The sequence below is a fragment of the Sphaerisporangium viridialbum genome (genome assembly GCF_049674955.1).
In the GTDB taxonomy this organism is placed as follows: domain Bacteria; phylum Actinomycetota; class Actinomycetes; order Streptosporangiales; family Streptosporangiaceae; genus Sphaerisporangium; species Sphaerisporangium viridialbum.
Map to the genome: position 1 here is coordinate 5,032,911 of NZ_CP187232.1, position 12,839 is coordinate 5,045,749.

The following is a 12,839-nucleotide window of genomic DNA, read 5'->3' on the forward strand; positions in this document are numbered from 1 at the left end:
AGGCCCACAGAGGTGCCGGTGATCATTTGCCTACATGTGGATCTCCTTCCCACGCTCGTGGCGCACGGTGTCTTTGACACCTCCGGCTCCCTTATCGATCTTGCGCGAGTGAGCGGACGGCCTCTGCTGCTTGAGCGCTGACAGTGCCGGGATCGTCGTGAGGAGCACGGCGGTCAGTGCGGCGATACCGAGAAACGCCTTCTGCACTCCGGTGGCGTCAGCGAGCAGGCCGAAATATGCCGGGCCGGCGAGGTAGCCGAGATAGGCAACCGTGGAGATGGAGGATGTGGCTCGTCCCCGTGACTCGTCGGGGACCGGTCGAAGCCCGTAGGACAGCAAGGTGGGAAAGAGCACCGAGGTGCCTGCGGCGGCGGCGACGATGCCCACCAGTGCGAGCGGCAGGGTGGGTGCGAACGTCGTTAAGACGCCTCCGGTCGTGGCGATCACGCTTCCGCCGACCAGCGCGGCGATCGGGCGGCGCAACGTGATCGTGGCGGTGGCGAAGCGGGCCAGTGCCGCCGTCGTGGCGAACGCCGCCGGCGCGACGGCGGCCAGCGGCGGCGAGGCTGTGAACTCGTCGGTCAGCAGGACAGCACCCCAGGACTGGTAGGCATTCTCCGACGCGAACGCCAACGCGCCGATCGCGCCGATCACGAGCAGGGCGATCCGCCCCGACACGTGACCAGCGTGCGTCGGCGCATCCTGGCCCTCAGGTGCGACAGTGTCCTGAGCGGGGGCCGAGCGCGTCGCGGCGACAACGGCCAGACCGAGAGCCACGGTGACTATGGCACCCGCGGCAAAGTTCACAAGCAGGCTGTCCGCCACTCCGGTAAGCGCACCGGCACCCAGGCTCGAGACCGCGACCGTGGCGGAGAACGCCGCGTGCGAACGGGCCACGACGGGGCGTCCAGTCCGCCTCTCGACCGTCGCCGCGAGTGTGTTGATCGCCACATCCGACGCTCCGGAACCGGCTCCCGCCAACAGGATGCCGACGCACAACGCGGCATAGCTCACCGACGCGACGGAAACCACGACGCCCATAACGCCCAGCAGTGCGAGCAGTACGCCGGCGACACGCAGCCCAAGCGCGTCGACGATCCGCCCGGTCAGCAGCATGGCGGGCAGAGCTCCGGCGGCTACAAAGAGCAGCACAACCCCGAACTCCGCATCGCTCACACCGGCGTGGGCTCGCAGCAGGGGTAGGGTAGCACCCCACACACCCCAGAAAGCGCCGAATCCGGCGAAGCCGAGGAACGGCGCCGCACGGAACATCACGGCGGAGCGGGCGATCACAGTCGACATATGTGTAACGCTACACAAGTAGGATGGTTCCGTGCCGACTAGCCGTAGACGCGTGACGCTGAAGGATGTGGCGGCTCGTGCGGGGGTGTCACCCATGACCGCCTCCTACGCCTTCAACCGGCCTGCGCGGGTCGCACCTGCCACCCGCGATCGCGTGCACCGCGCGGCCAGCGAACTGGGGTATCGCCCCGACGCCGTGGGTCGCGCGCTGAAATCCGGTCGAACGCATCAGATCGGGGTGGTTTTCAGCGAGCACCTGGCGTACGCCTTCGACGATCCCCAAGCGGCACAGTTCCTGGCCGGGGTCGCAGAGGTCTGCGTCGAGGAAGGCCGGGGCCTCACTTTCATCCCAACGCGGGGCGACGCCGCCGATGCTGGTCGTGTGCTGTCCGCGCCAGTCGATGGCTTCGTGTTGTGGACCACCGCAGAGGACGATCCGGTGCTGGCGGCGGTCGCCGGCGACCCCCGCCCCGCTGTCATCCAGGGCGGTCCACAACGCCAGGGGATCGCGTGTGTCACCCAGGACGACTACCGGGCCGCCCTCGCGGCCGCCTCCCAGGGACTCCGTGACGGCCGGACGCCCGTAGTGATCTCATTCCCTCTCGATCGCAACCGCGAGCACATGTTGACGATCGGCGCGAATCTGCCCCCACGCGCACCATTTCCCGTCACCGACGCCCGCCTGCGTGGCTACCGCGCTGCCATCGAACAGACCGGGCTCAGCTGGACGAGTACACCGATCGCCGTCGTGGCTCGCAACACTCAACGAGATGGCGTCGAGGCAGCGCGAGAACTCGCCCCCCAACTCACCCCCGATGCGCTCATCATCGCCATGAGCGACGAACTCGCCCTGGGAGCCCACCAGGCCCTCAGAAAGACCTACCCGGAGGCCGCCTACCTCGGTTGGGACGCATCACCAGCCGGCCAACGGCTCGGCATCACGTCCGTCACGAACCCGCTACGAGACCAAGGTCGCCGCTGCGCGCATCTAGCACTCAACCCCGACCAACCGAAGAACCAAGAGATCCCGTGGACCATCACATCCGGATCCGCGCCCGGACAATGATCCAGAGCCGGTCCGCCACGCGCGTGACCTGCTCACCCGACCTCAGAACACCCCCTCCTCCATCGTCCGCCTGCTCGGCATGAGTCGCTCCATATTGACACGTGCGTCCCCGAACTCAAGCCCGCCCATATCGCACGGCCGCGCAAGGACGTCCCCCTCGACCGGCTCCGCGACCGAGTGCTGTTCGAGACGATCTACGTCTGCGGAGCACACGCCGCCGAAGTCCGCAGCCTGGACCTCGATGACCGGCGTCGACATGATCGCTCATCCTCCTGCTTTCGGCGAGTGGTGGATCTTTGAATAACCGTTTAAGTTCCTGAACGTGACATCAGGAAGCCGGACGTTCATTGAGGAAGCCCGGCGGGTCCAGATCATCGACCGCGCCATCGAGGCCCTCCCGACGCTCGGGTACCAGCAGGCGTCGCTGGCAAAGATCGCCAAACTGGCCGAGATCACTCCTGGGCTGATCCTCATCGGCCTGGCCGCCGAACTGGCCACCATCTTCACCCTCGCCACCCGGAGAACACCATGACGCCAGCGCTGGACATCAGCGGGCTGACCAAGGCATTCGGCGACAACCTCGCCGTCGATGCCATCGACCTCAGCGTTCCCCAAGGCTCCTTCTTCGGGCTCGTCGGCCAGAACGGCGCCGGCAAGACCACCACCCTGTCCATGGCCGTCGGCCTGCTGCGACCCGACAGCGGCAGCGCCCGGATCTTCGGCGAGGACGTCTGGTCGGCCCCCGGGCAGGCCAAGGCCAAGGTCGGGGTACTGCCCGACGGACTGGCCATGCCCGAGCGGCTGACCGGCCGCGAGGTACTCACCTACCTGGGCCTGCTACGCGGCCTGGCCAAGGACGTGGTGGCCCAGCGGGCCGAGGAGTTGCTGGCCGTGCTGGAGCTCGACGGCGCGGACAAGACGCTGGTCATCGAGTACTCGACCGGCATGCGCAAGAAGATCGGGCTGGCCACCGCGCTGCTGCACGCGCCGCGGCTGCTGGTGCTGGACGAGCCGTTCGAGGCGGTGGACCCGGTGTCGGCCGCCACGATCAAGACGATCCTGCGCGGTTTCGTCGCGGGCGGAGGCTCGATCGTGCTCTCCAGCCACGTCATGGCGCTGGTCGAGCAGCTCTGCGACCACGTGGCGATCATCGACAAGGGGCGGGTGGCCGCCGTCGGCACGCTGGACGAGGTGCGCGGCGCGGGCTCGCTGGAGGACACCTTCGTCGAGCTCGTCGGCGGCCAGGGCAACGGGGTCAAGGAGCTGTCGTGGCTGTCGCGCTGACCATGGCCCAGATGAAACTCGCGGTGCTGCGCCACGCTTTCCACGGCCCGCGGGCGCAGACGGCCGGCACGGGTGCCGCCCTGGGCGCGCTGGCCTCAGCCGCAACGATCTACCTGGCCTTCGGCAGCCCGGACCTGCTGGCGGCCGGATATGCGGTCTGGCTGCTGGGCTGGATGCTCGGTCCCATCTTCATGGGCGGCGGCGATGAGACGCTGCGGCCGGAGTACTTCTCGCTGCTCGGCCTGCCGCCGCGCCGCCTGGCCGCCGGGCTGCTGGCCGCGGCCTTCGTCGGCGTCGCGCCGCTGGTCAGCCTGAGCGCCCTGCTCGGCCTGCTGGTCGCGGGAGTACGACTCGGCGTCGCAGGCGCCTTGGTGGCCGTACCCGCGATGGTGTTGCAGCTGGCCGTGTTCGTCCTGCTGTCGAAGGTCTCGGTCGCGGTGGTCGGGCTGGCGCTGCGTACCCGGCCGGGCGCGGTCGCCTCGGGGCTGCTCAACGGCGCCATCCTGGCGGCACTGGGGCAGATTTGGGTCTTCTTCTGGGCCTTCGGCCAAACCGGCGTGCCCTCCGCGGTGTGGTACCTGCCCTCCGGCTGGGGCCTGCTGGCCGTCGAGGGCCACTGGTGGGCGCTGGTGGCGCTGGCCGTCCTGGTGCTGCTGCTCCTCGGCGCGTGGGCGGCGCTGCTCAACATGCGTGCCGGCGCGACGCGGCCCTCCACGCGGGGCAGGCGCCCGATGACGACGACCACCGCACGCGGCGCGATCGTCGCCAAGGAACTGCGTACCTGGTCGCGCGACCTGGTACGCACCTACCAACTGACGTTCGCACTGTCCTACGGCGTCTGCTTCGCGGCCAGCCCGTTGATCCTCGGCTGGAACGGCATGCTGCCCTACGCCGGCCCGATCTTCATCGTGATGGCCGCGGCCATGGCCTCGAACGTCTACGGGACCGACGGCACGGCGCTTTGGCTGACACTGATGACACCGGGCGCGAGCGACGTCCGCGGCAGGCAGCTGGCCTGGTTGTCGGCGCACGCACCGGTCGCGGTCGCGCTGACCGTGGCGTTCACCGCGGTCACCGGCGGCCCGTGGCCGCTGATCGCGGCGCTGCTGCCCGCCCTGCTGGGCGGCGCGGCCGGGCTGGTGCCACTGATCTCGGTGTACGGGCTCGTGCCCGGCACCGACCCGCACCGCAGGGCGGGCAACCCGCTGCGTACCAGCGAGGACGACGGCGGCCTGACCGGACTGGCCTATCTGACGCTCGCGCTGGTGCTCGTCACGGGCGCGCCCGCGGCGCTGGTGGCGATCTGGTACGGCTGGGCCGGTGTGGCCGTCGGCGTCATTACCGGCGTGCTGTGCTACTGGGGCTTCGGCCTGCTGGCCGAGCGCCGGCTGCGCTCGCACGGTCCCGAACTGCTGCACATGATGCGGACCGGCCGCAAGCCGGAGACGACGATGAAGTTCCGCGTCGATCAGCTGTCCAAGACCCAGAAGACAATCGCGTGGTGGTGCTTCGGCTTCGGCGCCATCCCCCTGGTCCCCCAGGGCATCCTCGCCGCCGTCTTCGTGGCCAACGACATGCTGCGCCACACCTGGTTCCTGGCCACCTACATGCCGCCCGGCCTGCGCTACCCGGTCGCCGCGGCCTTCATCCTGCTGGGACTGGCGATGTACGGCATGGGCGTGTGGATCGTCAGGCCCGGCCGCCCTTCCTCCTCGCCTTTACTTAGTAGATCAGAGTAAGGGTGGGTCTGCGGTCGCCCGTGGCGGCCGTACGGCGGTCTCCGTGACTCTCAAGCCGCTCCGCCGATGACCGCCGTCAGGCCGTCCTGGCCGGAATAAGTCACTGCGCCGATACGCTTAGGACGGTTGAAACTTCAACGACATGAGGGATGGATGAGCGCGATGCAGTTCGGGATCTTCACCGTGGGTGACGTCACCACGGACCCCACCACGGGCAAGGCACCGAGTGAGCACGAGCGGATCAAGTCCATGGTCGCCATCGCGCTCAAGGCCGAGGAGGTCGGCCTCGACGTCTTCGCGACCGGCGAGCACCACAACCCGCCGTTCGTGCCGTCGTCGCCCACGACCATGCTGGGCTACATCGCCGCGCGCACCGAGCGGCTCATCCTCTCCACGGCCACGACGCTCATCACCACCAACGACCCGGTGAAGATCGCCGAGGACTTCGCGATGCTGCAGCACCTGGCGGGCGGGCGCGTCGACCTGATGCTCGGCCGGGGCAACACCGGGCCGGTGTACCCGTGGTTCGGGCAGGACATCCGCCAGGGCATCCCGCTGGCCATCGAGAACTACGCCCTGCTGCACCGCCTGTGGCGCGAGGACGTCGTGGACTGGCAGGGCAACTTCCGCACGCCCCTGCAGGGCTTCACCTCCACGCCCCGGCCGCTCGACGGGGTCGCGCCGTTCGTCTGGCACGGGTCGATCCGCAGCCCGGAGATCGCCGAGCAGGCGGCGTACTACGGGGACGGGTTCTTCGCCAACAACATCTTCTGGCCCAAGGAGCACTTCATCCGCCTGATCCGGCTGTACAGGGAGCGTTTCGCCCACTACGGCCACGGCTCCCCCGAGCAGGCGTACGTCGGGCTCGGCGGGCAGGTGTTCATGCGCAAGAACTCCCAGGACGCCGTGCGGGAGTTCCGCCCGTACTTCGACAACGCGCCCGTGTACGGCCACGGCCCCTCGCTGGAGGAGTTCACCGACCAGACGCCGCTCACGGTGGGCAGCCCGCAGGAGGTCATCGACAAGACGCTGACCTTCAGGGAGTCCTTCGGCGACTACCAGCGGCAGCTGTTCCTGATGGACCACGCGGGCCTGCCGCTGAAGACCGTGCTGGAGCAGCTCGACATCCTCGGCGAGGAGGTCATCCCCGTGCTGCGCAGGGAGTTCGCCTCAGGGCGACCGGCCCAGGTGCCGGACGGGCCCACCCACGAAGCCCTCGTCGCCCGCCGCGACGCCGAGGCGAGCGAGGAGCCGGTCGCCGCCGGCTCCCCCTCCTGACGCGCCAGCACCCCATGGAGGAGCAGATGACGCCCCTGAAGCTCGTGGCCGTCTCGGCGGGACTCAGCCGGCCCTCCTCGACGCGCCTGCTGGCCGACCGCCTGCTGGAGGCGGCCAGGCGACGCCTCGCCGAGGAGCACGCCGTGGAGGTGCGCGTGGTCGAGCTGCGCGACCTGGCGACCGACATCGCCAACAACCTGGTGACGGGGTTCCCCGGCGCCAGGCTGCGCGAGGCGCTGGAGGCGGTCACGGAGGCCGACGGCCTCATCGCCGTGACCCCGATCTTCACCGCCTCGTACAGCGGGCTGTTCAAGTCGTTCTTCGACGTGATGGACAACACCGCGCTCACCGGGAAGCCCGTGCTCATCGCCGCGACCGGCGGCACGGCCCGCCACTCGCTCGCGCTCGAACACGCGCTGCGCCCCTTGTTCGCCTACCTGCGCGCCATCGTCGTGCCCACCGCGGTGTACGCCTCCTCGGAGGACTGGGGTGCGGGCGCGGGCACCGGCGACGACCTCGCAGGCCGGATCGTCCGAGCGTCTGAGGAGCTGGCCGATCTGGTACCGCACCGGCCGGCCACCACGGAGCGGGCCGGCGCCGTGGTGCCGTTCGACCAGCAGCTCGCGGCGCTGCGCCCCTGACCACGCCCGGCGGGGTTCCGTCGAGGTCTTCTCCACGGAACCTGACCCGGCGAACAGACTTCGCCTCGATGCGAATCTCGCTCACCGAACGCCGCGGCTTGACCTCAACCAAAGTTGATGTCAGATGCTGATCGGGACATCACGCGCGGCGGACGAGGAAAGAGGCATCCTGATGATCCTGGTTACCGGGGGCACCGGAAACGTGGGCCGGCACGTCGTGTCCCAGCTGCTGGAGCGGGGCGCCGGCGTACGTGTGCTGAGCCGGGACCCCGCCTCGGCCCGCGTCCCTGCGGGCGCGGAGATAGCGGGCGGCGACCTGGCCGACCCCACGACCCTGGACGCCGCCCTGGACGGGGTCGAATCGGTGTTCCTGGTATGGCCCACCCTGTCGGCCGGCCACGCCGCGCCCGCGGCCGTCGAGGCGATCGCCAAGCGCGCCGGCCACATCGTCTACCTGTCGGCGAAGGGCGCGTCCGCCGAGGCGGATCCGGACACGATCCCCGGGTCGCACGCGCGCCTCGAGGAGCTGGTCGAGCGGTCAGGGCAGGAGTGGACGTTCCTGCGTCCGGGTGGGTTCGCGACCAACACCCTGATGTGGGCGTCGCAGATCCGCGACACGGGCGTCGTCCGCTGGGTCCACGGAGCGGCTTCCAGGGCGCTGATCCACGAGCGCGACATCGCGGCCGTGGGCGTGAGCGCGCTCACCGGCGAGGGGCACGGCGGAGCCCGATACGTGCTGACGGGTCCCGAGACGCTGACGCAGGTCGAGCAGGTGCGCGCGATCGGCGAGGCGATCGGCCGTCCGGTGCGGTGGGAGGAGATCACGCCGGAGGCGGCACGCCGGGAGATGGTCGCCCAGGGCTGGCCGGCCTCGCTGGCGGAGGGGGTCCTCGGCGCGCACGCCCAGATGGTGGCGTCGCCGCCGGAGCCGGTCACCTCCACCGTCGAGGAGGTCACCGGAGTCCCTGCGACCACCTTCCGCCAGTGGGCCACCGACCACGCCGGCGACTTCGGCGGCCCCGCCTGACCTCGCCGGCACGATCGGCTGGCCGGGAGCGGCCTCACATGGCACGGTAAGGGGGTGTCCGACCTCACCACCCTCCCGCGCTCGGTCGCCGAGGCCGTCACCGCCGAGCGGCATGGCACGCGCCTGCGTTACCTGCTCTTCTGGGGCCACCATCCACCGCGTGACGGCGGTGTCGGCGCCGGATGCCTCAGCCAGTGGTGGGAGATCGCCTTCACCGACGACGGGCACGTCTTCCGGTCGGCCGAGCACTACATGATGGCGCACAAGGCCTGGCTGTTCGGCGACGGCGGCACCGCCGCGAGCATCCTCGCCGCCGGGCACCCCGGCGAGGCCAAGAAGCTCGGCCGGGAGGTCCGCGGCTTCGACGAGGCCGTCTGGGACGAGCACCGCTACCAGATCGTGGTGCGCGGCAACATCGCCAAGTTCGGGCAGCATGCCGAGCTGGGGGACTTCCTGCTGGGCACCGGTGCCCGCGTCCTGGTCGAGGCCAGCCCGGTCGATCGCGTCTGGGGCATCGGGCTCGCCGCCGACGACGAGCGCGCCGCCTCCCCCGCCGCCTGGCAGGGCCTCAACCTGCTCGGCTTCGCCCTCATGGACGCCCGCGACGCGCTGCGCGCCGCGCGCTGACCGGGCCGCGCCGGTTTCGCCCGTACGCGAGGTGGCAGGCTGTCCAGGGTGGACGACATGTGGGACCTGGTGGTAGTCGGCGGCGGCCCCGCCGGGAGCGCGGCCGCCCTCGGCGCGAAACGGCTCCGGCCGGACGCGCGGGTGCTCCTGCTCGACAAGGCGGACTTCCCGCGCGACAAGGCCTGCGGCGACGGCATCGCCGCCCACGGCCGCGACGAGCTCGCCCTGCTCGGGGTACCCGACCTGATAGCCGACTACCGGCCGACTCGGCGCCTCACGGTGATCTCGCCCGGCGGCGCGCGGGTCACCGCCACCGTCGCCCGGCCCAACCACGTCGTCCCCCGCGAGGTCTTCGACGCGCGCCTGGTCGACGCCGCCCGGGCGCTGGGCGTCGAGGTGCGCCGTCACCGCGTACGGGCGCTGGACCCAGGCGACGGCGGAGACGGTCACGTCGTCCTCGACGGGGTCATCGCCGCGCGGGCCGTCGTCGCCGCCGACGGAGCCAACTCGGCCGTGCGGCGCATCATCGGCGTCCCCGCCACTCCGGAAAAGCACGTCGCGATCGCCGTCCGAGGCTACGCCGACGTGCCCCCGGACGACGACGTCCAGCTCATCGCCATGCAGAAGGAGGGATGGCCCGCGTACGCGTGGTCGTTCCCGGTCGGCGACGGCACCGCCAACGTCGGCTTCGGGATGCTCCTGCCCCGGCTGCGCGCCACGGGACTGCCCGGCCGGGAGGTGCTGCACGGACGGCTCGCCGAGCTGCTGCCCCATCTGCCCGCCCGCGACCTGCGCGCCCACCACCTGCCCTTGTCGCCCGGCCGCCCGAGGCTCGGCGCCGGCCGCGTGATGCTCGCCGGGGACGCCGCCAGCCTCATCAACCCGCTCACGGGCGAAGGCATCTACTACGCCCTGCTGTCCGGCCGGCTCGCGGGCGAGGCGGCCGTGCTGGCGGCCGGGGACCCGCTGCCCGCGTACCGGCGCGGGGTCAGGAAGGCACTCGGGCGCCACCTGCGCACCACCGACGTGCTCGCCCGCGCCGCCCAGTCACCCGGCTTCATCGACGCCGCGATCGCCACCGCGGCCCGGCGCGGGGAGGTCTTCGACCTGCTCGTCGACGTGGGCCTCGGCGCGGGCACCGTTCCGCTGCCGCTCGCCTACGCCGTCGTCCGCCGGTGGCTGGCCGACGGCGTCCGGCGATGAGCCGGCCGGACGGTCGCCGGAGCAGTCGAGGAGGCGCCGCGCGCCGGGGCCCTCGCCGGCCAGGACGTCGCGGGGGTTGGCGAGGTGGCAGGTGCGCAGAGACAGGCAGCCGCAGCCGATGCAGTCGGTGAGGTTGTCGCGAAGCGCCAGCAGCCGGGCGATGCGGGTGTCGAGCTCGGCCCGCCAGACGGTGGACAGCCGCGCCCAGTCGTCGCGGGTGGGGGTGCGCTCGTGCGGGAGCTCGTCGAGCGCTTCGCGGATCTTGGCCAGAGGGATGCCGACGCGCTGGGAGGCCCGGATGAAGGCGACGCGGCGCAGGGCGTCGCGGGCGTAGCGGCGCTGGTTGCTCGCCGTCCTGGTGCTGGTGATCAGACCGTGGCGCTCGTAGAAGTGCAGCGCGGACACCGCTACGCCGCTGCGGCCCGAGAGCTGGCCGACGGTCAGTTCGTGGAACGTGGTACGTGCACGAGGCATGCCCCGAGCCTAACTTCTCCTCAACATTGGTTAAGGCCAAGAGCCGGCCTCTTCGCCGGCTCAAGCTGACGGCTCGGGGATCGCGTCAGGGCCTCGGGACAGGGGCGAAGGTCCCTATTCGGGGGGAAGTCCTGCGGGAGGGGGTGAGTCGTATGGCACTGCCTGCCAGGGCGTGGAAACGGTGTGCTTGGGGTGGAAGAAAACAGTGACCCCCGCGCTGAAAGGGCCAGCCATGGCATTCACCGAAGGACGCCACCCCAGTGACGCCGCCCCACGCACTCCCGTCGTGAACGCCGCCCCTCCGCAGGCGAGGTCGCGCGCCGCCGATCACGTCTGGGCCGTCACCCGTATCGCCATCGGATGGATCTTCCTCTGGGCCTTCCTCGACAAGGCCTTCGGCTGGGGCTTCGCCACCCCCGCCGACCGCGCCTGGATCCACGGGGGCAGCCCGACGACCGGGTTCCTCAAGGGCACCAGCGGCCATGCGCTCGGCGGGTTCTTCGGCGGCCTGGCCGGCCAGGCATGGGTCGACTGGCTGTTCATGATCGGCCTGCTCGGCATCGGCGCCGCCCTCGTGCTGGGGGCCGGGATGAGGATCGCCGCGGCGACGGGCGGCGTGCTCCTGGTGTTCATGTGGGCGGCCGAGCTCCCGCTGGCCACCAACCCGTTCTTGGACGATCATCTGATCTACGCCCTCGTGCTCGCGGGGCTGGCCCTGGTCGGCGCCGGTGACACGCTCGGCATCGGCAGGTGGTGGGGTGACACCCCGATCGTTCGCCGGCACCCCATCCTCAAGTAGGCCCCTGATGGCACCCGGCGGCACCCGTCCCTCACCAAGGACGGTGTCGGCGAATCGGCCCCGCCGCGTTCGTAACGCGGCGGGGCCGAGCGCTGCGAAGTGGGACATGCGGCTGTCTTCGCGGGGCGCCGAGGCATGCCGTCCCCCGTGCCTCAGTCGGCCGTGTCGTTCCTGGGGGCCGGGTGGGTGGACTTCAGGCGGGCCGCGAGGGCGGCGACCTGGGTGCGGCGTTGCATGTTGAGCTTGGCCAGGAGGTTGGACACGTAGTTCTTGACGGTCTTCTCGGCCAGGTAGAGCCGGTCGCCGATCTGGCGGTTGGTCAGGCCCTCGCCGATCAGCTCCAGAATGTGCCGCTCCTGGGCGGTGAGGGCGGCGAGCGGGTCCTTCTGGCCCGCCTGGTCGCGCAGCCGCCGCAGCATGGTCGCGGTGGTCTCCGGATCGAGCAGCGACTGGCCGGCCGCCACCGTCCGTACGGCGCCGACCAGGTCGGAGCCGTGGATCTGCTTGAGCACGTACCCGGAGGCGCCCGCCATCACCGCGTTGAACAGCGCCTCCTCGTCGGCGAACGACGTGAGCATGAGGCAGGCCAGCCCGGGCACGCGTGAGCGGACCTCACGGCAGACGTCCACGCCGCTGCCGTCGGGAAGCCGGACGTCGAGCACCGCGACGTCCGGCCGCAGCGCCGGTATGCGCGCGACCGCGGACTCGGCCGTCCCGGCCTCCCCCACGACCTCGATGTCGTCCTCGATCTCCAGCAGCGCCGCGACGCCACGCCGTACGACTTCATGGTCATCCACCAGGAACACGCGAATCATGCCTTGGACGCTATTCCCCCTGAGTCCTCCAGCGGTAGTGGGCCGGGGCAGGCGAACGGGCGGGGCCGGTCAGCGGTGGATGCGGCGGCCGGTGAGCTGCACGGGGGTGACCCGGATGTACAGCCGCCGCTCGCCACCGACCCAGGGCTCCACGGAACCGCTCACGGCGGCCAGTTCCTCCTCCGAGGAGACGTGGTGAGCCGCTCCCTGGATGAGGACGCTCCAGCCCTCGCGGGAAGCGGTGTCGATGTGGTCCACCTCGAACGCGATCTTGAACTCGACGCCCTTGACCCCGGTGCTCAGGGCCTCGTCCATCGGCCCGCCGAACGCGGTGCGGAAGAGCACCGCCCCGTCGTGCATCGTGTAGTTGACCGGGAGCACGACGGGCCCGGTGGGCGTGTTGAAGCCGACCCGGCCGACACCGCCCGGGGAGATGAGCCTCAGGCACTCGTCGGCGTCGAGCTCTTCCAGTACGGGAGGGGCCATGCGGTCGTTCATGAGGATCCTCTTTCTGTGGCGTCGCACCTGGCCGGCGGCACGTGGCGAAGTCCCGGGGCGAGATCGTCTCTCGCTCCAAGGCTCCT

Annotated in this window: 14 protein-coding genes and 1 pseudogene; 10 read left to right on the forward strand and 5 right to left on the reverse strand. The window is 70.8% G+C overall.

Going from position 1 to position 12,839, the window contains the following annotated elements:
• Positions 1-30: 30 nt before the first annotated feature.
• Positions 31-1,302, reverse strand: coding sequence for an MFS transporter (locus tag ACOZ38_RS22705; protein WP_424533190.1), 1,272 nt, complete (start codon positions 1,300-1,302; stop codon positions 31-33).
• Positions 1,303-1,369: 67 nt separating this feature from the next.
• Here ACOZ38_RS22705 and ACOZ38_RS22710 point away from each other — a divergent pair, with 67 nt between their 5' ends.
• Positions 1,370-2,368 carry a LacI family DNA-binding transcriptional regulator gene (locus tag ACOZ38_RS22710; protein ID WP_424537072.1) on the forward strand — a complete coding sequence of 333 codons (999 nt, stop codon included), beginning with the start codon at positions 1,370-1,372 and terminating at the stop codon, positions 2,366-2,368.
• Positions 2,369-2,410: 42 nt separating this feature from the next.
• On the opposite strand, the gene ACOZ38_RS22715 is transcribed toward ACOZ38_RS22710, so the two are convergent.
• Positions 2,411-2,626, reverse strand: a complete 216-nt coding sequence (locus ACOZ38_RS22715) for a hypothetical protein (RefSeq protein WP_424533191.1) — start codon at positions 2,624-2,626, stop codon at positions 2,411-2,413.
• A gap of 64 nt (positions 2,627-2,690) precedes the next feature.
• Between ACOZ38_RS22715 and ACOZ38_RS22720 the strand changes: the two genes are divergently transcribed.
• The 8 genes from ACOZ38_RS22720 (at position 2,691) to ACOZ38_RS22755 (ending at position 10,167) form a co-directional block, all read left to right on the forward strand.
• The gene (locus tag ACOZ38_RS22720; protein ID WP_424533192.1) at positions 2,691-2,900 is read left to right on the forward strand and encodes a hypothetical protein; all 210 of its coding nucleotides are present in this window, start codon (positions 2,691-2,693) and stop codon (positions 2,898-2,900) included.
• The gene (locus ACOZ38_RS22725) at positions 2,897-3,652 is read left to right on the forward strand and encodes an ABC transporter ATP-binding protein (protein ID WP_424533193.1); all 756 of its coding nucleotides are present in this window, start codon (positions 2,897-2,899) and stop codon (positions 3,650-3,652) included. The genes ACOZ38_RS22720 and ACOZ38_RS22725 overlap by 4 nt, the downstream gene beginning before the upstream one ends.
• A complete protein-coding gene (locus ACOZ38_RS22730) occupies positions 3,637-5,391 on the forward strand; it encodes a hypothetical protein (protein WP_424533194.1) in 1,755 nt (584 codons plus the stop codon). Before ACOZ38_RS22725 ends, ACOZ38_RS22730 begins: the two co-directional genes overlap by 16 nt.
• A gap of 162 nt (positions 5,392-5,553) precedes the next feature.
• Positions 5,554-6,669: an LLM class flavin-dependent oxidoreductase gene (locus ACOZ38_RS22735; protein WP_424537073.1), complete on the forward strand. Its 1,116-nt coding sequence runs from the start codon at positions 5,554-5,556 to the stop codon at positions 6,667-6,669.
• A gap of 26 nt (positions 6,670-6,695) precedes the next feature.
• Positions 6,696-7,310 carry an FMN reductase gene (locus ACOZ38_RS22740; protein ID WP_424533195.1) on the forward strand — a complete coding sequence of 205 codons (615 nt, stop codon included), beginning with the start codon at positions 6,696-6,698 and terminating at the stop codon, positions 7,308-7,310.
• Between the two features lie 172 nt (positions 7,311-7,482).
• Positions 7,483-8,337, forward strand: coding sequence for an NAD(P)H-binding protein (locus ACOZ38_RS22745; RefSeq protein ID WP_424533196.1), 855 nt, complete (start codon positions 7,483-7,485; stop codon positions 8,335-8,337).
• 54 nt (positions 8,338-8,391) lie between these two features.
• Positions 8,392-8,964, forward strand: a complete 573-nt coding sequence (locus ACOZ38_RS22750) for an NADAR family protein (RefSeq protein ID WP_424533197.1) — start codon at positions 8,392-8,394, stop codon at positions 8,962-8,964.
• A gap of 57 nt (positions 8,965-9,021) precedes the next feature.
• Complete coding sequence (locus ACOZ38_RS22755) at positions 9,022-10,167, forward strand: NAD(P)/FAD-dependent oxidoreductase (protein WP_424537074.1); 1,146 nt, start codon at positions 9,022-9,024, stop codon at positions 10,165-10,167.
• A gap of 27 nt (positions 10,168-10,194) precedes the next feature.
• Here ACOZ38_RS22755 and soxR read toward each other — a convergent pair.
• Positions 10,195-10,641 (reverse strand): annotated as a pseudogene (gene soxR / locus ACOZ38_RS22760) (redox-sensitive transcriptional activator SoxR); the annotation flags it as partial.
• Between the two features lie 232 nt (positions 10,642-10,873).
• Here soxR and ACOZ38_RS22765 point away from each other — a divergent pair.
• A complete protein-coding gene (locus tag ACOZ38_RS22765; RefSeq protein ID WP_424533198.1) occupies positions 10,874-11,440 on the forward strand; it encodes a hypothetical protein in 567 nt (188 codons plus the stop codon).
• 152 nt (positions 11,441-11,592) lie between these two features.
• Here ACOZ38_RS22765 and ACOZ38_RS22770 read toward each other — a convergent pair whose 3' ends face one another.
• Together ACOZ38_RS22770 and ACOZ38_RS22775 are read right to left on the reverse strand one after the other, a co-directional pair.
• Entirely contained in the window at positions 11,593-12,255 is a 663-nt protein-coding gene (locus ACOZ38_RS22770; protein WP_424533199.1) for a response regulator, read from the reverse strand.
• 69 nt (positions 12,256-12,324) lie between these two features.
• Entirely contained in the window at positions 12,325-12,753 is a 429-nt protein-coding gene (locus ACOZ38_RS22775; protein WP_424533200.1) for a pyridoxamine 5'-phosphate oxidase family protein, read from the reverse strand.
• Positions 12,754-12,839: the final 86 nt, after the last annotated feature.